Source organism: Candidatus Bathyarchaeota archaeon (assembly GCA_026014805.1).
Taxonomy (GTDB): Archaea; Thermoproteota; Bathyarchaeia; order Bathyarchaeales; family SOJC01; genus JAGLZW01.
Map to the genome: position 1 here is coordinate 1 of JAOZHR010000006.1, position 20,923 is coordinate 20,923.

The 20,923-nt window shown below is 41.5% G+C and carries 24 protein-coding genes, 1 tRNA gene, 1 rRNA gene and 1 pseudogene; 13 read left to right on the forward strand and 14 right to left on the reverse strand.

All coding sequences use genetic code 11. The features are described 5' to 3' along the window. The coding region (locus NWE91_01385; GenBank protein ID MCW3985054.1) for a beta-eliminating lyase-related protein at nucleotides 1-369 on the forward strand (369 nt) is incomplete at its 5' end. 53 nt (nucleotides 370-422) lie between these two features. Here the strand turns inward: NWE91_01385 and kynU are convergent. After that, nucleotides 423-1,712: pseudogene (kynU, locus tag NWE91_01390) on the reverse strand (kynureninase). A gap of 315 nt (nucleotides 1,713-2,027) precedes the next feature. Here kynU and NWE91_01395 point away from each other — a divergent pair. The 3 genes from NWE91_01395 (at nucleotide 2,028) to NWE91_01405 (ending at nucleotide 4,221) form a co-directional block, all read left to right on the forward strand. After that, a complete protein-coding gene (locus NWE91_01395; protein ID MCW3985055.1) occupies nucleotides 2,028-2,540 on the forward strand; it encodes a nitroreductase family protein in 513 nt (170 codons plus the stop codon). Between the two features lie 24 nt (nucleotides 2,541-2,564). After that, nucleotides 2,565-3,395, forward strand: coding sequence for a DUF362 domain-containing protein (locus NWE91_01400; GenBank protein ID MCW3985056.1), 831 nt, complete (start codon nucleotides 2,565-2,567; stop codon nucleotides 3,393-3,395). A gap of 259 nt (nucleotides 3,396-3,654) precedes the next feature. After that, entirely contained in the window at nucleotides 3,655-4,221 is a 567-nt protein-coding gene (locus tag NWE91_01405; protein MCW3985057.1) for a class I SAM-dependent methyltransferase, read from the forward strand. 187 nt (nucleotides 4,222-4,408) lie between these two features. On the opposite strand, the gene NWE91_01410 is transcribed toward NWE91_01405, so the two are convergent. The 7 genes from NWE91_01410 to NWE91_01440 all read right to left on the reverse strand — a co-directional run bounded on the left by NWE91_01410 (nucleotide 4,409) and on the right by NWE91_01440 (nucleotide 9,190). Further along, nucleotides 4,409-5,347, reverse strand: coding sequence for a YIP1 family protein (locus tag NWE91_01410; GenBank protein ID MCW3985058.1), 939 nt, complete (start codon nucleotides 5,345-5,347; stop codon nucleotides 4,409-4,411). A gap of 275 nt (nucleotides 5,348-5,622) precedes the next feature. Next, the gene (locus NWE91_01415) at nucleotides 5,623-6,399 is read right to left on the reverse strand and encodes an ABC transporter permease (GenBank protein ID MCW3985059.1); all 777 of its coding nucleotides are present in this window, start codon (nucleotides 6,397-6,399) and stop codon (nucleotides 5,623-5,625) included. Then, a complete protein-coding gene (locus NWE91_01420) occupies nucleotides 6,396-7,157 on the reverse strand; it encodes an ABC transporter permease (protein ID MCW3985060.1) in 762 nt (253 codons plus the stop codon). Before NWE91_01420 ends, NWE91_01415 begins: the two co-directional genes overlap by 4 nt. Then, nucleotides 7,154-8,104, reverse strand: coding sequence for an ABC transporter ATP-binding protein (locus NWE91_01425; protein MCW3985061.1), 951 nt, complete (start codon nucleotides 8,102-8,104; stop codon nucleotides 7,154-7,156). The genes NWE91_01420 and NWE91_01425 overlap by 4 nt, the downstream gene beginning before the upstream one ends. Before the next feature lie 73 nt (nucleotides 8,105-8,177). Then, the gene (locus NWE91_01430) at nucleotides 8,178-8,513 is read right to left on the reverse strand and encodes a hypothetical protein (protein MCW3985062.1); all 336 of its coding nucleotides are present in this window, start codon (nucleotides 8,511-8,513) and stop codon (nucleotides 8,178-8,180) included. A gap of 215 nt (nucleotides 8,514-8,728) precedes the next feature. Then, nucleotides 8,729-8,906: transfer RNA gene (locus NWE91_01435), tRNA-Trp, on the reverse strand. A gap of 50 nt (nucleotides 8,907-8,956) precedes the next feature. Then, a complete protein-coding gene (locus NWE91_01440) occupies nucleotides 8,957-9,190 on the reverse strand; it encodes a GIY-YIG nuclease family protein (protein MCW3985063.1) in 234 nt (77 codons plus the stop codon). Nucleotides 9,191-9,282: 92 nt separating this feature from the next. On the opposite strand from NWE91_01440, the gene NWE91_01445 reads away from it, so the two are divergent. From NWE91_01445 to NWE91_01460, 4 genes are all read left to right on the forward strand, one after another. Beyond that, nucleotides 9,283-9,681 carry a putative metallopeptidase gene (locus tag NWE91_01445; GenBank protein ID MCW3985064.1) on the forward strand — a complete coding sequence of 133 codons (399 nt, stop codon included), beginning with the start codon at nucleotides 9,283-9,285 and terminating at the stop codon, nucleotides 9,679-9,681. Nucleotides 9,682-9,720: 39 nt separating this feature from the next. Beyond that, nucleotides 9,721-9,840 (forward strand): 5S ribosomal RNA (gene rrf, locus NWE91_01450). A gap of 72 nt (nucleotides 9,841-9,912) precedes the next feature. Next, nucleotides 9,913-11,040: a DUF1512 domain-containing protein gene (locus NWE91_01455; GenBank protein ID MCW3985065.1), complete on the forward strand. Its 1,128-nt coding sequence runs from the start codon at nucleotides 9,913-9,915 to the stop codon at nucleotides 11,038-11,040. Nucleotide 11,041: 1 nt separating this feature from the next. Then, the gene (locus NWE91_01460) at nucleotides 11,042-11,455 is read left to right on the forward strand and encodes a hypothetical protein (protein MCW3985066.1); all 414 of its coding nucleotides are present in this window, start codon (nucleotides 11,042-11,044) and stop codon (nucleotides 11,453-11,455) included. Here NWE91_01460 and map read toward each other — a convergent pair. Beyond that, nucleotides 11,452-12,354 (reverse strand): type II methionyl aminopeptidase, encoded by a 903-nt coding sequence (gene map, locus NWE91_01465; GenBank protein MCW3985067.1) that lies wholly within the window; start codon nucleotides 12,352-12,354, stop codon nucleotides 11,452-11,454. The two genes, NWE91_01460 and map, sit on opposite strands and share 4 nt — an antisense overlap. A 225-nt stretch (nucleotides 12,355-12,579) precedes the next feature. On the opposite strand from map, the gene NWE91_01470 reads away from it, so the two are divergent. Continuing rightward, nucleotides 12,580-12,807, forward strand: a complete 228-nt coding sequence (locus tag NWE91_01470) for a hypothetical protein (protein ID MCW3985068.1) — start codon at nucleotides 12,580-12,582, stop codon at nucleotides 12,805-12,807. Between the two features lie 396 nt (nucleotides 12,808-13,203). On the opposite strand, the gene NWE91_01475 is transcribed toward NWE91_01470, so the two are convergent. Next, nucleotides 13,204-13,860, reverse strand: a complete 657-nt coding sequence (locus NWE91_01475) for a ribonuclease H-like domain-containing protein (protein ID MCW3985069.1) — start codon at nucleotides 13,858-13,860, stop codon at nucleotides 13,204-13,206. Nucleotides 13,861-14,063: 203 nt separating this feature from the next. Here NWE91_01475 and NWE91_01480 point away from each other — a divergent pair, with 203 nt between their 5' ends. The 3 genes from NWE91_01480 (at nucleotide 14,064) to NWE91_01490 (ending at nucleotide 16,836) form a co-directional block, all read left to right on the forward strand. Next, nucleotides 14,064-14,492 carry a hypothetical protein gene (locus NWE91_01480; GenBank protein ID MCW3985070.1) on the forward strand — a complete coding sequence of 143 codons (429 nt, stop codon included), beginning with the start codon at nucleotides 14,064-14,066 and terminating at the stop codon, nucleotides 14,490-14,492. Further along, on the forward strand, nucleotides 14,467-15,423 hold the full coding sequence (locus NWE91_01485) for a hypothetical protein (GenBank protein ID MCW3985071.1): 957 nt from the start codon (nucleotides 14,467-14,469) through the stop codon (nucleotides 15,421-15,423). The genes NWE91_01480 and NWE91_01485 overlap by 26 nt, the downstream gene beginning before the upstream one ends. Nucleotides 15,424-15,978: 555 nt before the next feature. Further along, nucleotides 15,979-16,836, forward strand: a complete 858-nt coding sequence (locus NWE91_01490; protein ID MCW3985072.1) for a DDE-type integrase/transposase/recombinase — start codon at nucleotides 15,979-15,981, stop codon at nucleotides 16,834-16,836. A gap of 12 nt (nucleotides 16,837-16,848) precedes the next feature. Here NWE91_01490 and NWE91_01495 read toward each other — a convergent pair whose 3' ends face one another. The 4 genes from NWE91_01495 to NWE91_01510 all read right to left on the reverse strand — a co-directional run bounded on the left by NWE91_01495 (nucleotide 16,849) and on the right by NWE91_01510 (nucleotide 19,997). Continuing rightward, a complete protein-coding gene (locus NWE91_01495; GenBank protein MCW3985073.1) occupies nucleotides 16,849-17,154 on the reverse strand; it encodes a hypothetical protein in 306 nt (101 codons plus the stop codon). A gap of 10 nt (nucleotides 17,155-17,164) precedes the next feature. Beyond that, entirely contained in the window at nucleotides 17,165-17,482 is a 318-nt protein-coding gene (locus NWE91_01500) for a hypothetical protein (protein MCW3985074.1), read from the reverse strand. Nucleotides 17,483-17,689: 207 nt separating this feature from the next. After that, nucleotides 17,690-18,304, reverse strand: coding sequence for a type II toxin-antitoxin system VapC family toxin (locus tag NWE91_01505; GenBank protein MCW3985075.1), 615 nt, complete (start codon nucleotides 18,302-18,304; stop codon nucleotides 17,690-17,692). A gap of 568 nt (nucleotides 18,305-18,872) precedes the next feature. Beyond that, nucleotides 18,873-19,997 carry a tryptophan--tRNA ligase gene (locus NWE91_01510; GenBank protein MCW3985076.1) on the reverse strand — a complete coding sequence of 375 codons (1,125 nt, stop codon included), beginning with the start codon at nucleotides 19,995-19,997 and terminating at the stop codon, nucleotides 18,873-18,875. A 252-nt stretch (nucleotides 19,998-20,249) separates the two neighbouring features. Here NWE91_01510 and NWE91_01515 point away from each other — a divergent pair, with 252 nt between their 5' ends. After that, nucleotides 20,250-20,747 (forward strand): hypothetical protein, encoded by a 498-nt coding sequence (locus NWE91_01515; protein ID MCW3985077.1) that lies wholly within the window; start codon nucleotides 20,250-20,252, stop codon nucleotides 20,745-20,747. The last annotated feature ends 176 nt before the right edge of the window (nucleotides 20,748-20,923 follow it).

Sequence of the window (20,923 nt, forward strand, 5' to 3'; positions counted from 1 at the left end):
AAAATCCTCGGCGGAGGAATGCGCCAAGCTGGCATAATAGCCGCCCCTGGAATAGTTGCTCTTGAAAAAATGATTGACAGACTAGAAGAAGACCATAAAAACGCGAGGGTATTGGCTGAGGGATTAGCTCAGATAAATGGTATCTCAATTGAGCTAGAGAATGTGCAGACAAATATAGTTCACTTCAACGTAAGCGAATTACCAGTCACCTCAGATCAATTCGCTTCAAAACTGAGAGAAAATGGGGTACTTGCACTACCACGAGACAAGAAACGATTGAGGATGGTCACGCATAGAGGAATCGAAAAGGAAAACGTTGACAAAACACTAAACATAGTCGACAGTATCGTGAAGAAACTACATGGATAAGCGACAACCCCGTCCTATTATGACTTTTCATACACGCGAGGTCATAAATAGATCTAAGATACCATTTTTCTCTCCTTCGGAAACTGCTCACACTCTCTCTTATCGAGTATTTCCCGTAGATGCTGAATAACCATCCAGATTTCATAATAAGTGTTATAGAGAGGTGTAGGAGCGATCCTTATGATGTTTGGAGGTCTATAATCAGGGACCACACCTCTGGCCCTTAAAGCTTCACTTATCCTCAGGCTTTCTTCGTGTTCAATCGCAACATGTCCACCTCTGCGCTGAGCTTCTCTCGGTGTTCCAATTGTAAAATTATAAGGGTACCCAGAGAGAACTTCGTCAATCAAATACATCAGATATGACGTCATCTTCAGAGACTTCTTTCTTATAGCGTCTATCCCAGCTTCGAGAATTATCTCAAGGGAGCCTTCAATCGGTGCTGAACTCAAAATCGCAGGCGATGATATCTGCCATCCTCCTGCACTCTCGGAATGCTCAAAACTGAGAGACATATCGAACTGTTTATCTTTAACCTGTCCAAACCAACCAGCAAGCGCAGGCTCACAGCCAAAGTGCTTCTTGTTCAAGTACAGAAAGGCTGCACCACCAGGTCCCCCGTTCAGGTACTTGTAACTGCACCAAAGGGCAAAATCCACATCCCATTTATCAAAATAATGTTGCACAACACCCACAGAGTGGCAACAATCGAAACCTATTGATATTCCCAACTTATGTGCTTCCTCCGTGAGATATTGCATGTTGAGGAGTTGCCCACTTCGGTATAACACTGAAGGAAGAAAAACCAGTGCAACTTCCTCATCCATCAATGCAACAATTTTCTTCTCGTTCAAAAATCGGCCATCTTCGCTTGGAACAAGGATGAGATTTTCCATGGGACTTAATCCCTTAAGTTCTATTGCACTCCTCAAAGCGTATATGTCTGATGGAAAATCAAGCTCATCTGCAAGTATCTTTTTCCTTTTCCCATTAGGCTGATAAAAGGTATTCACAAGTGAGTGTATATTAACTGTAGTAGTACCTGTAGCAACGACCTCCTCAGGTTCTGCACCAACAAGTCCTGCGCACATGGCACCCAGTTCCTAAGCAAAATGGAGCCATGGACGCTTCGCTTCGAGCCATCCCCTTATACCAAGGGTCTTCCACTCATTTAATACTCGAAAAAGTGAACTCTCAGAATCCTTGGATAAAAGACCGAGAGAATTCCCATCCATATAAATTGCACCTTCAGGACCGTAAAATCTCTGCCGAAACCTTGCAAGAGGATCCTCAGAGTCAAGATCATGTGCATAATCCTCAGTTGTCTTAAACTTACAATTCATTATCGCATCCACTTCTCACTCTGCGACACTAAAATACAACATCTGAACGATATTTCACTTTCGCACCAACAGCACTTCTTTTTTACTTAAAATGTGTGCTAACCTTTTTTGACGAACAAATGTGAATCATCTAAAAAGGGGCAGAGGAATTCCAGCGCAGAGCGCACCGCGATTTAAACATGTCAGCACATCTGCCAATGCAAAATAAAAATGAGAAATTGTGGCGATATCTCCACTGTGATGGCTTTTCAGATCCCACCCACCACTATCTTTTTGTAGTTGTGATCGATGCGTACAGTCTCTGAGGAGTGATCAATGACAAAGGAACTAATCAAAACGATTTTCGCTCGACGCAGTATACGCAAATACACTTCTAAACCGGTTAACCAGAAAGACATTAGAACAATGTTAGAAGCTGCCATGGCGGCCCCTTCAGCTTCAAACCGCAAGCCTTGGCACTTCATCGTATTAACCAATCGGAAGATGCTGGACAATCTGGCTAGAGTTCATCCCTATGGCAAGATGTTATTCGAAGCGCCCCTCAGCATAGTAGTATGCGGCGACAAAACCACATCACCTCGCTATTGGGTGCAAGATTGCTCCGCAGCTACGGAGAATCTTCTCCTAGCAGCGGCTGCGTTGGGTCTTGGCGCGGTCTGGCTTGGTGTTCATCCTAGGGAAAACCGGCTGAGAGGTCTCATTAGGAAAGTGCTGAATATTCCAGAGACCAGTGTTCCCCTTAACTTGATCTCTATTGGCCATCCGGCTGAAGAGAAAGAACCACGCACACAGTACGACGAACTGCGAGTGCATCATGAACACTGGTAGTATAACTAAAGACAGGGAGTTTGGATGGTGGACTCTGTTGCTCTTACGAATTATGAGGGTGATGTTAGGAAGGCTCTTGAAAGTGGTATTAGACTAATAGGTGGTTTCGGAGTCTTAAAATCACCTCTCATAATAAAGCCTAATATCTGTACACATGTGGACAAGACAGGATTTGCTGTAACCAATGTAGAGGTAGTTGAGGCCTTAGTAAGACTGCTTCTCAAAGAGGATGAGAACCTATTGATTAAGATAGTAGAATCAGACAGTGAATCCAAGTTTGCTGATGAAGCTTTTGAAAAATTCGGGTACAAAAAGTTAGAAGAAAAAATGAAGAGCTCAGGCTTCGACGTATCTCTAGTCAATCTCAGTCGTTCCCCAACTGTCTCGACTAATCTGAAAGGACTTTACTTCAATAATCCTGAACTTCCTAGCATAATCGTAAGACCGAGATACTTCATCTCGCTAGCTGTTGCGAAAACCCACCCTTTAACCTTCGTAACTGGAACCTTGAAGAATCTCTTCGGCCTCCTTCCAAGAAAAGACCAATCATCTTACCATGCCCATATTAATGACGTAATCGTTGACTTAAACAGGCTTGTAAGACCAGACCTGTGCATCGTTGATGCAAGAGTGGGGTTAGAAGGTTGGGCAGGCCCGAAAACAAGGCGTATTAACATGTTTATCATTGGAAAGAAACCAGTGTCCGTGGATGCTACCATGGCTAGAGTTATGGGGTTCGAACCAGAGAAGATTCACCATCTTGCGAAAGCAGAAAAATATGAGCTCGGCACGCTGGATCCGAAGGTTTTAGGGAACAACGTCAAGTCTGCAAAAGTTAAGTTTAGGTCACCATGAGATTTGTCCCCGGACGCCCTTCTTCAATGATTATGCACACGTTGCGTGCTTAGAAAAAACCAGGAGTATGAGGGGCCGGTCCATTACAGGAGGGTTCAAATCCACCCCCAAACCCAAACATGTATTGCATTGTATTATACTATAATGCACTAGCGCGGGCTACCATTTTTGCAACGACTACTGGAGCCTAGAAGAGATAACTAGGATTAAAGTATTTAACAGCGCACATCCAAATCAGAATGTAAGGTAGGTTCAGGAAATGACTACGAGCAAAGAGAAACAAGATAAGCACTTTCCCCCCTTTGCGCATGATAACCTGTTCAGAAGGTTGTTCAGTAACCCAAACAAATTTTATCGCTACGTCTCAAGTGGTCAGGCGGTTGCTGACCTTGGCTGTGGTCCAGGTTATTATACGCTCGCTTTGGCTGAATGCGTTGGTCCCGAAGGCATGGTCTATGCAGTTGATTCGGATGAAAAGGTCATCCGAGCGGTGGAAAAAAAGGCGGACAAACGTGGTTACCACAACATTGAAGCGCGCGCTTCATCCGCTTCCGACTTGAGCTTCATAGAAGACGGGTCGGTTGACTTTATTCTTGCCAATGGACTGTTATGTTCCGTGGCGCCAAAACATCACGAGTCAGCTGTGAACGAAATGAGGCGTATCCTCAAGCCAAATGGACAGGCGTACCTTAGTGCGGCCAAAGGTTTGTTCAGTTATATGGACAAGGCGGAGTGGGAGAAAATACTTGAAGGGTTCAGAGTCGAGCGAAGGGGTGATCCTATGATGGGCGATAGATGGGCGGTTGTTTCCAAAAAACAGCAGTAAACATATGTAAAACCCAAACACTTAAAATATCAAGTTTATGTGCGCTTAAAAAAGGGATTTTGCGGGAGACATCTCCACGGTATGTGGGTTCAAATCCCATCCCCGGCTTCCAGAATCTAATTTAGAGCTTAATTTCGCGTGCACATTTCTGGTGCTTCCTAGGCTTTAACATCGATGCAGGCACACTCTACAAAAACGCGAACGTAAGTAGAATGAACAACGGCAAAAACCCTATAATTGCAGCTAAACTGGTGCTTCTCCATGAGAGCATTTCTGATGTTCGAACGGCGAAAATAACGAGTATCAAAGGCCACAAAACTAAGGGAATAACAAAGCCAAAGATCAAGAAAATCACATTAAGCAAAAGCGAATTTTCAATTTGAAGACCGATCTCCAACAAGTCAACGGCGATTGTTATTAATGAAGGTAGAAAAACAAAGCCTAACAAAGATGCTATTCTAGAGTGACTGCTTGTTCCACCGAGTTGCCGTGCTGCCACATGCACTAAAACAGACATTATCAACCAGAAGAGCAGCGCTGCAGGGATTATCAGTACTGTCCTAGAAACAAGTTCTAATGGTTCGCCGATGCTAAAAGGAACGAAACTCCAACGTGTAGGAACAAAATCTGCTAGAGAGAATACAACAGTCCGAACTATCCATGCAACAGAAATTAATACGACGGAAACCAAAGAAAACAAGATTGATTGATCATAGCTGACTTCTTCGAACGTGCGTCGCGGATGTAAGAACGTTCCGCCGAAGAATCGCCTAAAATGCCCCCAAGAGAAGGCACTCAGGCGTCCGCTTAAGTAGAGATCGATGAAAATCATGAAAAAATAGGGTATGGACAAATACTCTGCTGCAATCACGGGATAGTTTAAGAAGAAGGGCTTTAAGATTGTTTCATTAAGTGGATTGAGAGTTGTGTCATTGAGGATAGTTATCAGTAGAAGCATGAAGCCAAACGTTATGCTGAAACCGAATTGAACTATGAAACTTCTCTTTCTTAGGAAAATCGCAGGAATCTGCGAACCTCCCAAGAAACTCACTATGGAAAGACCATAAACGAAAATTATTATTTGCTTTACACGGTCATCCGACGGCACAACACCCGAGAGGTCCATGATGCTTTCCACAGCACTTGTAAGGAGAATGGAGTAGCAAACAAGCAAAATCCAACCAACTACAATACACACGTAACTTCTTGTTGAAGGCTTCAAATCTGCATCGATTCTCCTTTGGAGGTTGGAATAAATGTTCCTATTTCCTTAGCAGCGGGTTGATATTAATATTTTATCGGAAGGTCTCATAGTCGCTCTACTGTTAGTTAGCGCAATTTCATGTTGAAACGTGTCTCATATTTTACACCGAATTTTTCTTTAATTCGTGGCTAAGGTAGTCACAGTTTTCCTTTAACCTGGAATTTGCGAAGGGCAGCTAGGTAAGCAAATGCACCTACAATGGCGAAAGGCACGCTTGCAAGAAGAATTTTAGCTAGAAAGCCGAGTTCAATAGGAACACCTGCAAAAGTATACTGGCGAAGGGCTTCGGCAGCTAAACTTAATGGGTTCGCAGCAACAACGATAATTAACGCAGGCGGCAGGTAATTTTGAATAACTTCGATAGGGTAGTACACCGTACTTAGGGTGAGGAGAGCGATTTGCACAATGTTTTGGAAGGCAAAGAAGAATTCTCCATGTGTTGATGCAACTGCGGCAAGTGTAGCTGCGATGCCAGCGAGCCCCATGGCCAAGATGAAAAGGAAAGGCAGCAACATGAAGGCACTCCAGATTGCATGAGCCGGAAGAACGATTAGTGCAATTGCCATTAGAGAACTTGCGTACACTAGGGCAGCTGCGCCTCCAGCGAGCAAATAAGCTATAACTAGACCGTGAGTGCTGATTGGAAGGGACAGTTCATACTGGATTACACCTTCACGAAGAGCCAGCCAAATTCGTCTGCCTGTGTCCATGGAAGCAGCGAAAAGCCCCATAATTATGACTGCGGGGACAAAGTATACGAAGTAGTCGAAAGTCATCATTCTCTTGTAGACAAGTGCAACGACAAGCATGTCAGAGAGATTAAGACTTAGGAGCACTGCCATGAGCCATTTTGTTCGAAAGAAATAGGAGAAGTCGTTGCGTGCTATAGCAAGAACAACGCGAATCTCACTCATGCACTCTTAACTCCTTCTACGAGTCTCTGAATTAGAATCAAGCCTAAACCTAATGTGCTAACCGATAGGGCTGTCAGTACAGCCACTGCATAATAGGGATTCATGAGAAAACTTGGATCAAATCCTAGGATAAGACGAGTCAAGTCTGATCCGTATGTGAGTGGGCTGAACAGTGCAACTGAGGCGTACTGGGGAGGCAAGAAAATGAAGGGGTACAACACCGTGCTAAAACGAATTATTATGGTGCTTAGGCCTGTGACGATTGCAGTATAAAGGTCAGACGACTTGAAAGCTATGAAAGACAAGCCTAGCATCAAACCTGCTACACCGAAGCCAAGAAAAAACAGGGCAAACACGCAAGCAACTGCAGAAACCCATGTGAGGTTTCCGATGATTAGCAACGTGACGGTCAATGGGACTGCAAGCATTAGTGCAAGCTCTGCTCCGCCTTGCAAGGCAATACTCATGAATAGTTTTGTCCGTGAAATGGGGAGGCTAAGCAGGTAGGGCAATCGTCCTTCATGGGCGTGTTCAACAAAGTGACGCCCTGTGTGGGATGCCATATCAAAAGTTATCATAATCACCAAGCCAACCGCGTAGAATTGAAAATAGTTGTCTATACCTGTAACGAGTTGAGAAATCATTACGCCATATACGCTGACTTGAACAAGGAAGACAGCCCATCCCATGATAATCCAGACAGGCGGCTTAAGTTCCTGTTTTAGATCGAACCAGACAAGGCGAAGTACGTTCCTCATCTACTCTCCTCTTTCAAGACTCTTCCTGTGAAGTGGAGGAAAACATCGTCTAGAGATGGTTCAGTTATTCTTATAGAAAGGATGCGGGCTTTGTTTTGGTAGCATATGTCTGTCATTCTTGGCACCCATGATTCTGCCATTGACACATATGCTTTGAATCGGTTTGCACCTGAGTTGGTTATTTTTACTGTGCCTTCTATTTGGCTTAGGGACTGTTCTATGATTTGGATATCTGTGGTGTCGATTTCAAGTTCAACTATGTCGCCGCCTATGATGCTGTCTTTCAGTTGTCTAACAGTGTCGCATACGACGAATTTTCCCTCATCAAGTACGGTTACGCGGTCAGCTAAGTATTCAGCTTCGCGAACCTCATTCGTAGCAATGAGAATTGTTGAGCCTTCTTCTCGTAGTTTGAGGATTTGTGCCCAGATTTTACGTTTCCCACGCAGGTCTACTTGACTTGTGGGCTCATCTAGTATGGCGAATTTTGGGCGTTGAACGAAGATTTTGGAGATTTCTAACCGTTTTGCTTGTCCACCTGATAAGTGCATAAAGAGTTTGTTTCGGGCATCCCAAAGTTCCAGGTCTTTGAGGATGTTTTCTATTAAAGTGTCACGTCTTGCTTTTGGAACACCACAAACGCTTGCGTGGAATCGTAGTATATCGGCGGGTTTGTGGCGCCAGAAACCTCTTGCCTCTTGAAATGCTATGCCTAGAATTTTGCGTACACTTGTGGATTGACTAGTTATACATAGACCCATAACTTTTGCTTGCCCAGATGTTGGTTTAAGAACTGTGGCGAGGATGAGAAGGAGGGTTGTTTTCCCTGAGCCGTTGGGACCGAGGAGCACCATGATTTCGTTTTCATCGATGGTGAAATCTAAGTTTTTGAGGGCGTATGTTTTGCCATATTGCTTTGTTAGATTTTTTGTTTCAACGGCGTACATGATAGTATTCCTGCATCAAGGCTACTATGAAAGGCTAAAAGGGTAATATGGGTCTGGAAAATAAACTTGGCGGTTATTTTTTGTGTCGCTTAATTCTCTCTCGTCTTTGTGTTTTTCGGCGCCATTCTCGTTTTTTCTGTGTCTTTATACGCGCTCTGCTGAAGCGGTGATTTGGACTGGCTTCTTCTCGGTATTGAGTTATATTTCTGTAAAAGGTCGGATAATCTATTTGATTTTGTTGGAGAGCCGTGATGTTCTGGTTTAGCTGTTTTCTGGTTTCTGAATCTGATATTTTTTCAAAGATGTCAGAGTAGACAAGATAGGCGGCGTGAAATTGAAAATCAGATGGATTGTCGATTAAGAGTTTTTCTGGAAGGGTTGACGCACTATTGTTAGATTCTTCGGTCATGGTTCTCCAAGCTTTTGTGATAGTTTAGAAGGCTTGCCTTTTATAGATAGCGCTTATTGCTGCAACAACCCGTGACCTCCGAGTCTAACCAATTAAAAAACTCAGAAGAATATGAAGACGTTAAACACAAGACACCAAATACGCTTGGCGTCCATTAACTACCATTTAGAACAAGTAGTAGACAACCTAGTCCTCTAGCCACACGCGCAAAGATTTGGTGGGGCTGGCCGGATTTGAACCGGTGACCTCTCCCCGAAACCATGTTAATGCATGGTTCCTACGGGTTTCTCTAGCATTCACCGCTCCAGAAATTCGTCATCCCACACGAGCGGTCCGCAAACCCGTCCAAATACTTCTGGAGCCCGTCGTCATACCTGGCTAGACTACAGCCCCACCACAACCACAAACACAACAACAGAAAATATATGCCTTACGTAACTCCACTAAACATTCAACCTCCCAACAAGCCTTTGCTTCCTCTTATGACTCAATAATTTAATCGTTTTTTCCCTCCGTACTGCCTCCTTACGCGAACCAATCTTCTCAACGTAAACAACTTTCATAGGCCTGTGTATCCGAGTATACCTAGCACCAATCCCCTTCTTGTGTTGTTTAAAACGAGACTCTACATCCTTAGTATATCCGGTATAATAGCTTCCACCTTCGCAAAGAAGCATGTAGACATAGTAAGCCATCATAACATCAACTGTCCATATGCATGAAAATGCTAAAAACACTTTTTATCAATGTAACCACAAAAAGAAGCCCCATGGGAATAAAATACTACGAAGCCCCTGATGTAAAACAGCTCGTAAATACAATAATAGCAGAACTAAGATTCGCCCACATTAACTCTCAACACATATATTGCTTCAGAAGCAATGGCTCCAAATCAAAACGCACAATAGCCCGAATCCACAGCCTAGAAAAACTCTGGCAAAAAGCTCTTCAAACACACCCACGATATTTAATCGAAGTAATTGCTGAAAGATACGACAAACTCAGCCAAACAGACCGAGAAAAAGTCCTAATCCACGAATTACTCCATATACCCAAAGGATTCTCAGGAGGCTTCAGACCACACAAAGGCTACATAAACAAGAAAACTATAAACAAACTCCATGAAACCTTTGAACATCACAAAAAGGCCCACGAAATAATCCACTGAGCGAAAGATTAAAGAACCCAAAAAGCACGCTCTATATAGGTTGCCGGCCAAAGGGCGCGGGACCCACCCGATCCCATCCCGAACTCGGAAGTTAAACCGCGCTCCGTTTCAGGTGTTAGTGTGGTCTTCGGCCACGTGAAGCCAGAAAAGCTGGCAGCCCTCTTTCAACCGTCTTGTGAAAACCTAAGATTTATAACCTAGTGAATATAGTCTTCTGAAATTGTGGCGGAATTGATACAACTAGAAACGCTGCCAGCGCAATTCCTTCCAGGACAAGATAGCCTAAGCATGGTATTCCAAGTAATCTTCATGCTTCTCTTCGTAGTCATGATCTTCTACGGACAAAGAATACAAATGTATATCATGATAAGAGAAATCGAAGGCTCCTTGCTCCGCCTTAAATTCATACGAGACGAAGGACGCAAGATCGCGATAAAAACGATAAAAGAAATAGGAAAACCCGAAATAGACCCTACAGAACGAGTTAACCAATTCCTAGAACACGTAACAATTCTGCCCCAAAGCATGGACCCAGCCGGTATCGTATGGAAACTTGAACACATACTTGACGTACGAGAAACCCGCTTCAAAGACGAAGTCAAATTAATGGCACCAGCAGCAGATGAAACCAACGTAAACAATTTGGAAAACACCTTAGAAGCAGCTGCAGCGTTAAATATAATCTACAAAGTTATACGCCACTTCTATATCTTAGGAAAGAAAACACTCAGCCTTTACATCATTATGCAAATACAAATGATACTCCCATTGATTATGCGAGAGGCAGAAGCCTACGCAAGCGCCCTCAAAGCTTTCTCGTACGGTCAACCCATTGGCGATGGTGCTGGTGCCCTCGTCGCAGCTAAGCTAATGCATGGACACAGAAAAAAGAAAATTGAAAAAGATTGCGTTGTAGCCAAAGTTCCGTTAGAAGGACGAACTGCATATGTAATAAAGGCAGAGGGTCCAGGCGGTAATGTGGGAAAGCCCGGAGAAGCAATAAAGAGAGTTATTGAAGAGAATGATGGGAAAATCTCTACAATAATCATGATAGATGCCGCTTTGAAGCTTGAAGGCGAAAAGCTTGCAGATGTAGCTGAAGGAGTAGGAGCAGCTATTGGCGGACCAGGAACGGAACAGTATAAAATCGAAGAAAGCATTCTGAAATATAAAATTCCAATAAACGCTGTAATAATTAAAGAAGACATCGGTGACGCAGTGTCACCAATGAGAAAAGAAATTTTTGACGCAACCGATGTTGCAGTTGAACGAGTTAAACGTGTAATTAAAGAGAGAACAAAGGAAGGTGACACTGTGATAATTGCTGGAATAGGAAACAGCATTGGGGTGGGGCAGTAAAATGGGTGGAGAAGCAGAAAAGGCTGTAAGAAGATTTTCTTCAATTGTACTTATTGTTATTATTGTTGCGCTAGTCTTGTCCTCAACCGCATTATACCAAGCATACGAATTGTTTCTAAGTAATGATCCTACTGCAGGGTATTATTTGCTAATCGGCTTTATTGGAATGGCCCTATCTGTTTACATGCTGATTCAAACTAAAAGACGAATGCAGAGATTCACTTTGAAAACGCAGCCAATCACAACAACGATAGTTTGTTCCAAATGTGAGTTTAAAAATGTTAGAAACTTCGAACGAGGTGACTATATACTTAAGGAGCTTGGATCATGCACGAAATGCGAGGGAACTATGATGATTTCTGCAATATACCGTGAAGTCCAAGAGAAGAGAAAAGAAGAGAAAATCTTCACCTAAGTTAAAACTATACATCCGTTTTTCACCACCAAAACTGTGTGTTCCGCTTGTGCTACAGGTTTTCTGCTGGCTTCAATGAAGATAGGATAAGACGTGAGACATCTGGATCGAAGGAGTTCCTGAAATGCAGCTACGTAGTTTTCTTGGGGCACGACGCTGTTCAACCAGCGTTCCGAAAATGGTAAAGTCATGAAGTTAGCTTCGATGTAGCTAAGGAGGCGTTTTGCGTGTGCCTTCTGCAACGGCTTGCGTTTCACAAATCTAAAGATTGTTGTTTCATCTCCATCTTTCACTTTACCAGCTGCGTTAGCAACGGTTACGAAGGGTTCGAGTGCCACTACTTCGCCTTCTCTTATTTTAGAGCCTATAATGTGTGCAACATTTGGCAAAGACTTCCCAGTGTGAATCAAATAGCGCCCAATTTGATGCCCTGTCAAATTTGAAACAGGTTTGCATCCATATGCTTTAATAGTCTTTTGGATTGCTGAGCCTAATTTCGATGTTGATATTCCAGCATAAATAGTTTTAACTCCAACTTTTAGAGCCTCTTGGGCTGCTCGCATAAGGTTTTCATGTTCTGGATTGAAACATATTGTAACCGCGGTGTCTGCAATGTAGCCATCTAAGTGTGCACCGATATCTACTTTTACAAGTGAGTTCGGTGGAATTGTACTTTTATCGTTGGGTGGTGATGTATAGTGGGCTGCAATTTCATTGATAGAGACGTTACATGGAAAAGCTAATTGTCCACCCTTTTCACGAATTAATCCTTCCGCTTTTTCACAAACCTCAATTATAGGCATTCCCACACGTACAAAACGCCTCATTCTCTCTCGTACTTCTCTGGCAATCTTTCCAGCGTCTTCATATTTTTCAAAAATGTCTTCTGGGAGACCCATAGTTTATCAGCACACCATTCTCTTTTAATTCAAAGAAAGTAAAAAGACTTTGGAATGGGAGACGTTAGATATGGCAAAGATTAGATGGTTGGGGCACGCAACCTTTGAAATAAAGCTGGCGGAAAAGATTATCTTTGTGGAACTTGGCTTGATGGCAATCCCAAAGCGGCGATAAAAACTTCGGATGTTAAAGAAGCAAACATTGCTTGTGTAACTCATGATCACATGGACCACGTTGGAAGTACCTTTGAAATCTGCAAACAGACATACGCATCGTTTGTTGGAACACCTGAATTATGCAGCTACGAAAAGGAAAATGGAGTTGCAGAAGCCGTGGGATTCAACATAAGAGGTACCGCAAACGTGAAGGGAATCGATATGACAATGACCCAAGCTTCCCACACGACCCTCCGAGGTGTTCCTACAGGTTTTGTTTTAAGAGGGAAGAGATAGCTATCTACCATGCTGTAGGTACAGGTTTTTTGGGGACATGAGATTTAGGGAAGAACTCTACGCGCCTGACGTAGCTTTGCTTCCTATAGGTGGATATTTACAACGAATTCTCGTGTTTCTCTAATAAGCCCGTGCGAATGGCGAGTTGGCTTGACGCTTATGGCTACAAGAGGTGGATTAATCGATGTTGGCATCACCCATGCCAATGTAATAATGTTTGCTTTTCCAGGTTTTGGTAACTCTTAGGGACTTGAATGATTAGAGTTTTTCCATGTTAACCAAAGGGACTCTTAAAACTTGGTTTCTATAGCTCTGTAAAGTCTACGGTTGGCTAGATACCTTGTAAACTTTCGGTTGATGCTTTGGGGGAATATGTAGAGACTAAAGAGATGCTCTTCAATATTTTAATGCCTCAAGAAGGCGGTATTCACAAATGACATCGCCGATTGCGTATTCATAAAAGAGAGTATCTTTTTGCCCACCGCTCTTGACAAATTCCCGATATGCATCAAAGATAGCATTACCCCCCGCTATTTTGTTGAGGACATAATCATATGAAAAATCAAGGCTCCATCCCTTCTTATTCACATATTCCTTAGCCTTGGCTTTAGCCTGATCCTTGATGTCTTGTCTGGCTTTGTATTTTTCGGCTTTTTTATTCATTTTTTGTTTATGGGTGACTTCAATCCCGTACTCCATACACACCTCTTCCAATCTTAGATTCCTCCTGTTCTTGTTTTTGGCAAGTTGAGTTACTCTGGGGGTTTGACACAAGTCGAGTATGTTTGATTCAGGTATCTCGACTTTCAGAAAACGCTTTAGAAGTGGAATATCAAAACCCTTTATATTGTAACCAGCGAAGATGCACTCTTGAGATAACAAAGACGCTATTTTCGTCTCGACTCTTCCCAATGTCCATTGTGAATCTTTTGAATCATCGTAATACAACTCTTGTTCAGTAGCATCACCGATCTGAACTGATATGATCCGCTTATTATCTCTCATTATATCTGAACCTGTATTTTCAGTTTCAATGTCTATTATAAGATACATAAACTCACGAGCCACTCCTTTGAGTTAGATGTTACTATTATTATTTTTTCCGGAATATAACTTTGATTTAAAAAATTTTAGGTTTTATAAGTTTTCTTACACTAGAACTTTGGGTCAACAGACTTAACAGTATCGAGACGTACTTAATTTTATAAACAAAACTACCGAATTCTAAGTCATAACAAGGGGAGAGAACACTATTTATGCAAAAGAAACCTCCAATAATTGGTGGGGAGACCCCAGATGATACGTACGATCTAGATAATAAAGAGCATTTGAAAAAGTTAGGTTTAGACTCTAAAGTGGCATCAAAAATTGCTGATTACTATTATCATTACCCCAAATGCCCACATGTAGTTGGAGAGTTTAAGAGTTCAAGTTTGCGAAAATCTGTAAAGCAACTTGAAGTAACTGTGAAACGATTAATGCGTATAGGTAAACCAGTCGACTTCACTTTTATACAGGGAAAGATTAATCACACAGAATCTCATATTTATAGACGAAGAGACCATCGTTTATTCGACAGAGTTAAAGGGAAATTCTGTCAGATACCCGTAGCAGGTCGCCTTATTGACATTTTTCTTTATTACAAACATGAAATAGAAATTGACTATAAGCAAAAAAGGTTGTGAGAAAATGGGTATCTATATAACAATATCACGTCTGCAACAAGCATTTTTTAGAGGAGCACCTGATATAAGGCTAGATTATTGTATAGAGGCAATACGATTTTTTGAAGATGGATTGTTCACGCTAGAAAATGCTGAAATATGGTTTGATGCACCATCTGAATCTCAAGGGGGGCATATACACAAACATATTGATTCAACAAATTTTTACACAACTGGTCAAGCTGTAGACAAATTGTTAAGCGAACTTTCATTTGAAAATATTATCAGAACAATAATTTTGTTCAATGGGACATGGGATTTCAACGGTGTTGAACTCGGAGGATACTTCTCCATTCACAATAACAGTGACTGGAGAAAGGTATACCGTGATATTGAAATTGACGCATATGGTAAGGGAGACTTTGTGGATTTAGTTGATGTTCTTTGGAAAGCTCACGACATGACTACTCTAGTTCCTAAATTTGCTAGGGCATTAGAAAAAAGCTCACCTGCAAAACGTAAAAGGATATATGAAATACTTTTTTCTCAAGGCGTTCCAACAGATGATGATGTTTCAAACATTCGTGCGACTCTATTTCGAGGTAGGGCGCATCTTATACGGTTCTTCTATAGAGTGCTCCGTAATAGTAAAGATATTTGGGTGAACTCACGTGCGACTCCTATTGATAATCGCTTCTTTATCAAAACATTATACGATGAAACGCTTGTTCAAAAAAGATTAACAAATTCTATCAAAGAAGCTTTACTCGTTGAGAAAGAAGGAAGTAGCGTAACCTATGTAGGCAAAGAGGCAGATTCCTTCGCTCGTTTATACAAAAGCTTTGTGGATTCTGTTTTGAAACCCGCTTTAAAGGAGATGCCTCCAGAAGAGCTTGTTAAACAAGCTATAGAAAGAGGATTAAGAGAGTATCCCAAAGAAACTGTTAAATAGAGGATTCCTTCGACAAAACAAGCCTTCTCTTCTGGATTTTATGCTTGATTTCATCTCCTCCTTTCCACTCTAACTTTTGGATAACATTAGGAGGAATCACTAATACCCATTTTACATACTCTTTATCCTTAGTTTTTCGGGATAGTTGTTTTTGGAGTTTCGTTTTAGGCACCTAAACTATTCTTAATATTGCTTGAGTATTTAAATTTTAGGTACCGAAAGATTTATATTGTTAGGTACCTAATACAGTAATAGGTACCTAAAATGAAAGGTAAACAATCAAACGCTCGCAAGCTCCGTGCGATCTCACTTTTAGCTCACAACAAAGTAAACAAGATAAGCGATTCTACTTTTAGAGTGTGGTCTCAGAACGGAGTTCATCATTATATTGTTGTGAGAGAAGGCTTAAAGTGGAAGTGTGAGTGTCCAGATTTTCAGTTTAACTGTGTTGTTTGTAAGCATATTCTTGCGGTTGAACAGTTTAGGTTAAATGAGCGGAGTACATTCACTCTTAGAAAAGGAGATGATGGTCTATGCGAATTAGAAGAACCAGTTTTGGTTTGCAAGTTTTGTGGCTCAGAGCGAGTCATTAAGAGAGGATTTAAAAAGACACAAAAAGGAAAAACTCAACGATTTCTGTGTAAGGATTGTAAGCGAAGGTTTGTGGTTAATGATGGCTTTGAAAAGATGAAAAGCACTCCGCAAAGCGTGACAATAGCCTTAGATCTCTATTTTAAGGGGATTAGCCTTAGAAACATTGTCGATCACCTAAAGCAATTCTACAACGTTGAAATTAGCCATGTTGCAGTTTATAAGTGGATAAAGAAGTATGTCAAATTGATGAAAGAGTACACGGATCAGTTAGTGCCAAAAGTTAGCGGAATATGGCATTCCGATGAGATGACTTTGGTTACAAGACATGAAGGAATGAGGTGGCTCTGGAATGTCATGGATAACGAGAGTCGATTTTGGCTTGCGAGTGAGATAACCGAAAAAAGAGAAATCGTAGATGCGAGAAACGTTTTAGCAGAAGCACATCAATTAGCGAAAATTAGACCAATGGCAATAGTAACGGACGGATTAAGATCATATCAACATGCAATAACAAAAGAATTTCACACAATAAAAGCTCCAAGAACACAGCATGTTAGAGTGCCTAACATAAGGAATCGGTCAAACAACAACATGGTTGAAAGGCTAAACGGAACGGTTAGAGAGCGAAACAAGACAATGAGAGGCTTAGACAGTGAACCAACAGCACAAACAATCATAGACGGAATGAGAATCTACTACAACTTTATAAGACCTCACATGGCTCTGAACGGAAAGACACCCGCAGAAAAATCGGGTATAGCAAAACTTAGACAGAATAAATGGCAAAGTCTGATAAAGAAAAGTTCTCAAAATTGCTAAAAAAGGAAAGGGTTAACCCTTTCGATGGACGAAACTTGGATATTTCCCATGCTTTCTTTTGTAAGCAGATAACTCTGCATTTTGTCTTTGCACTGCTCTTTCTTTGCTACCCGTGTATTCTACCCGATAGTATGAAGCACCTACGATAGGTTCTGAGCCATCAGCGAAGTGAGCCATTAGACGGGAATACACATGCCCTTCTCCAATATACAGGATTCCATCGGCATTACCTAATTCATAGACACCATAGTTATTTGTCTCTCGACTAACACTGTCCTTAGTAAACCAAGACCATTTTATTGCAAGTGGCATTTCCAAAATTATTGTCTCAAGATATTTTCTCGTTACATTTTGGCAGTTTACCGTCATGCTCTTTTTTATACTGCTCTAGTAATTCTTTTTCTCTTTCCTTGTAGGAGTTGGTTATTTCTCTCTTATACCATTTCGTGGTTTTTTTGCATGGGTCTTCTGAAAATTCGGTCTCCCAATAGTGGGTAAACCTTTCCCTAAGATTTGAGGTGCTACCAATATATATCAAACTCTCTTCTGTCTTGCTTTCGAAAAGCCCATAAACTCCCGACTTCTCTGGTATCTTTTTAGCATTGCTTTCTTTCCATTCATAGAAATCACCATTTATTTTTCCCATTTTGATTCACACTTGTAAATAGTTTGGTGTGTTTTCTTAAATGCTTTACTGTCAATGGATACTGTAAACTTATTTGTCATAGCCTAATAAAAAAAATAGGAGAAGGGTGTTTTTACACAAGAAGAATGGAACAGAGAATAAAATTGAAAATTAACAAAAACACTAAAAGTTATCGAGAGATTCAATTTAGCGAAGAATGAAAAAGGCTTAACTTCTCTTCTTTTCGCCCTTTTTCTTTCCACTTCTTATTTCCCTTAAGATTTTGATTTTATCACCTATTTCTGATGAACTGGCAAAAATCATCTTTGAAGGTTCGAAAAATTTTGAAGCTACCTTTCTCAACTGAGAATCGTTAGTAACAAAGATATCACAAGTTCTAATGTCAGCGATGGCTAAATGGATAGAATCAGATGCTGATATGTTTAGCTTCCCTAGTAATTCCAAAGCTCTATCCCAACCCTCATCATCTAAATATCTGATTTCGATTTTTTCAGTGTCAACAAACGGTTTGTATACCTCTTTTCTAAGATGGAGTTCTATACTTTCCAGTTCTGCTTTTCCGAGGTCTCTCTCAGAAATGCGAGTTCTCACTTCATCAAAAGATTTCTTACGCATAACAATTTCTCTTTCCGCAAAAACTCTCTTCTGTTCATCTCCAGTAATTTCAAGTAAAGTGAAGAATGACGTTACAGTTCTATAGCCTCCCTTCTTGATTTTCCGAAAAAGTTCAACTGAATCATCATTTCTTTTTCTAATCAAGTCCAAAAATATGTTAGTGTCTAAGTAAAGTAAAAGTCTCTTTCTGACATTTAATATTACCAAATCAACGTCTCCTTTTACTTCGAGGGGTATACTTCTTTGTTCCAGTGGTTTTTTTCGTTCTCCTACTACTTGGAGTGTATTTTTTCACGCCTTTCCGAGGCAAGGAACGAGTATATCTTTTTACCCTTACCGTTCTTCTTGTTCCATTAGGAGCACGTCTTCTGTAAGACTTAACTTTCACGTGCTTTTTCTTGGGCATTTCCTCTGTCTCAACTTGTATTTCATCCGCCTCAGAATTTAACGTTTCTTTCACCTCCATTCAATGTTTATTCAAAAAGAACACTGTCTCCAATAGGAAAATCACGAAAAGGGTCTGTCACCTTAACGAGTCTCAGCTTTTAAATGTTCATGACAAATAAGTTTACGGTATCCCGTCCATGTATATTCCTTAAAGTCCCTCTGGTTAACACTCAATCTTTTTTATGCTCTAAGTCCCTAAGAGTTACCAAAACCCTTTTCCAGCCTTGCCAGTACAGGTTACTAGCACTGTGTGCATTGGGTGCAAAAATTTGTAGGTGTCAGAAAGCGGGACTTTGATTTTCTTTGTTTCCAAGACAAAAACCTCATATTAGTGTTTTATGAAAAACTCCTCGATTATGTCTTTGGCCTTTTCTCTTTTCTCTTGGTGTTCTATAAGGAATTTCGTTACTCTTTCCGTCAGTAGGGTTTTGCAATCGCCACAGATTGTTTCTCCAGATCTGCACTCTCTTGCCAGCTCGACAAGCCTTTCGTCGCTCCCTTCGAAGAGATAGAGAAAGTATTGGTATATTGTGCAGATGTCGGGTTCGCCGCCGAGCTTTCTCTGTTCTTTAATGGTGGGTTTGCCTCCAGTGAATGCATTCCAGATTTTCTTTTTGATTATTTTTGGAGTGTCAGTTGTGAATATGCATGTTTCTGGTTCTCTTGCACTCATTTTTCCGCCTTTTCCGAGGCCAGGTACGAAGCGGCAGTGGATTTGGGCTGGCTTGTAGTAGCCTAGTTTGGGTGCTACGTCTCGGGTAACACGCCAGAACGGATCTTGGTCAATGGCGGCTGGAATGAGGCTGGGCACGTTTTCGCCGGTGAGTTTAGCGTGGATAAAACAGGGAACCGACTGGATTGCTGGCCAGAAAATCCATCCAATGTTTGTGCTGTCTTGGAAGCCGAAAACTGCCTTTGCTGTTGAGTAGGTAACGCGTTTGGCGACTTCTAAGGCTATGTCGTAGAGAAGAGCTATGTCTTTGACGTCGAAAATGATGCACGTGTTTTCCGGTTTGAACCCCAGTGCAATGAGGTCTAGCGCGTTATCGTAAGCAAAATTTGCTGTTTCGCCAAGCTTAAGATCTTGTTCAATAACGAATTTTTCATCATCAGTCATTTGAAAGTAGAGCGTTGTTTTGAATTTGTCTTGGAGATATTTTGTAAAGATCCATGGGACAAGATGGCCTATGTGAACGGAGCCTGAGGGTCCTCTGCCAGTGTATAGAACGAACTTTTTGCCCTTCTCGTAGAGGTCTAATACGACGTCTAGGTCTCGGTGGGAAAAGAACAGTTTTCGTCGCAGCTGCGGGTGGAGTTCCCCCGCGTGTTTCTGGATTCTTTTTAGTAGTTTGTCAGTTATGGGGTGCGTGCCGAATTTGCGAATAAGTTTTTCATAGTCAATTTTGCCTTTTACTTCCCATGGAGTAACGATCATTTCCTCTTCGTTGGACATGGTGGCCATCGCTCGTTCAGAATCTTTTCATTGAGAATTTGGGGATGGTGTATTAAAGTTTGTGTGTAACTTTTTTAGTTTCTAGATCTTGTTCGTTTCCAAATAAGCTTCTGATAGGCTTCAAGGTTGAGGATTGAGAGTAAGTTTGAATCTAAACTGTGAAGTAGTTAAAGAAATATTGTTTATTGCTACAGAAGATTTAATACAATATCATCGTCATATCCACATCGTAACAGAGGGGATTATGTAAGCATGCCTATAATTATAGCCAATAAACCTCAACTCACTGGCATAATCATTCTTTTTGTCGGTGTAGCCCTCTTAGCTTTCACTTTTATAAACGCCTTTTTGTTTCTTCAGGAACCTTTCAGCATAATTGCTTCTGGAGACTTAGCAAGAGTGTTTGGTGACGCTTTGGCTCCACTCATTCAAGCATGTATACGTCTAATGTATCTAGGCATTATGGGATGGATAGGTTCACTCTTAACTGTAAGAGGAATTCCATTAGTAATACACAAGCATGTTCCTATTGCTGTGCCCGCGGCAGCGACTCAAGCTAAGCCACAGCCCGAATCGTTGAAACAATTAAAGCCACAACTAATGGCAACACCACAACCGCAACCAAAACCAGCGCCGGCCCCTAAACCGCAGCCAGCTCCACAAGCCCAAACGTATCAATCTACACCACAACCCGTTCAAAAAGAACCCCAAGCAATGTTCATCCCACCAGAAAACCAAAGGGAAGAGTAAGCCCAAATGAACGTGCCATTGCGGGCGCTTAGTTGGGCTGTACGTTTTTTCTGGATAATAGCCCTTGCTTTTGCTGTCACATGCGTCTATTCTGTCACTTTAATTCGGGTGGACTTCGGCGAACCAATTGTGAATTCTATAGAAGAAAACTGCACGATAACATTACCAATTATCTT

What these genes read in the sequence shown, in the direction of transcription:
- NWE91_01395 (MCW3985055.1), top strand. Translation starts at nt 2,028, where the DNA reads ATGACAAAGGAACTAATCAAAACGATTTTCGCTCGACGCAGTATACGC.
- NWE91_01445 (MCW3985064.1), top strand. Translation starts at nt 9,283, where the DNA reads ATGGGAATAAAATACTACGAAGCCCCTGATGTAAAACAGCTCGTAAAT.
- NWE91_01400 (MCW3985056.1), top strand. Translation starts at nt 2,565, where the DNA reads ATGGTGGACTCTGTTGCTCTTACGAATTATGAGGGTGATGTTAGGAAG.
- NWE91_01410 (MCW3985058.1), bottom strand. Translation starts at nt 5,347, where the DNA reads ATGGACCTCTCGGGTGTTGTGCCGTCGGATGACCGTGTAAAGCAAATA.
- NWE91_01475 (MCW3985069.1), bottom strand. Translation starts at nt 13,860, where the DNA reads ATGTATCTTATAATAGACATTGAAACTGAAAATACAGGTTCAGATATA.
- NWE91_01480 (MCW3985070.1), top strand. Translation starts at nt 14,064, where the DNA reads ATGCAAAAGAAACCTCCAATAATTGGTGGGGAGACCCCAGATGATACG.
- NWE91_01425 (MCW3985061.1), bottom strand. Translation starts at nt 8,104, where the DNA reads ATGTACGCCGTTGAAACAAAAAATCTAACAAAGCAATATGGCAAAACA.
- NWE91_01460 (MCW3985066.1), top strand. Translation starts at nt 11,042, where the DNA reads ATGGGTGGAGAAGCAGAAAAGGCTGTAAGAAGATTTTCTTCAATTGTA.
- NWE91_01415 (MCW3985059.1), bottom strand. Translation starts at nt 6,399, where the DNA reads ATGAGTGAGATTCGCGTTGTTCTTGCTATAGCACGCAACGACTTCTCC.
- NWE91_01405 (MCW3985057.1), top strand. Translation starts at nt 3,655, where the DNA reads ATGACTACGAGCAAAGAGAAACAAGATAAGCACTTTCCCCCCTTTGCG.
- NWE91_01470 (MCW3985068.1), top strand. Translation starts at nt 12,580, where the DNA reads ATGGACCACGTTGGAAGTACCTTTGAAATCTGCAAACAGACATACGCA.
- NWE91_01430 (MCW3985062.1), bottom strand. Translation starts at nt 8,513, where the DNA reads ATGACCGAAGAATCTAACAATAGTGCGTCAACCCTTCCAGAAAAACTC.
- NWE91_01515 (MCW3985077.1), top strand. Translation starts at nt 20,250, where the DNA reads ATGCCTATAATTATAGCCAATAAACCTCAACTCACTGGCATAATCATT.
- NWE91_01420 (MCW3985060.1), bottom strand. Translation starts at nt 7,157, where the DNA reads ATGAGGAACGTACTTCGCCTTGTCTGGTTCGATCTAAAACAGGAACTT.
- NWE91_01510 (MCW3985076.1), bottom strand. Translation starts at nt 19,997, where the DNA reads ATGTCCAACGAAGAGGAAATGATCGTTACTCCATGGGAAGTAAAAGGC.
- NWE91_01440 (MCW3985063.1), bottom strand. Translation starts at nt 9,190, where the DNA reads ATGCTTCTTTGCGAAGGTGGAAGCTATTATACCGGATATACTAAGGAT.
- map (MCW3985067.1), bottom strand. Translation starts at nt 12,354, where the DNA reads ATGGGTCTCCCAGAAGACATTTTTGAAAAATATGAAGACGCTGGAAAG.
- NWE91_01500 (MCW3985074.1), bottom strand. Translation starts at nt 17,482, where the DNA reads ATGGGAAAAATAAATGGTGATTTCTATGAATGGAAAGAAAGCAATGCT.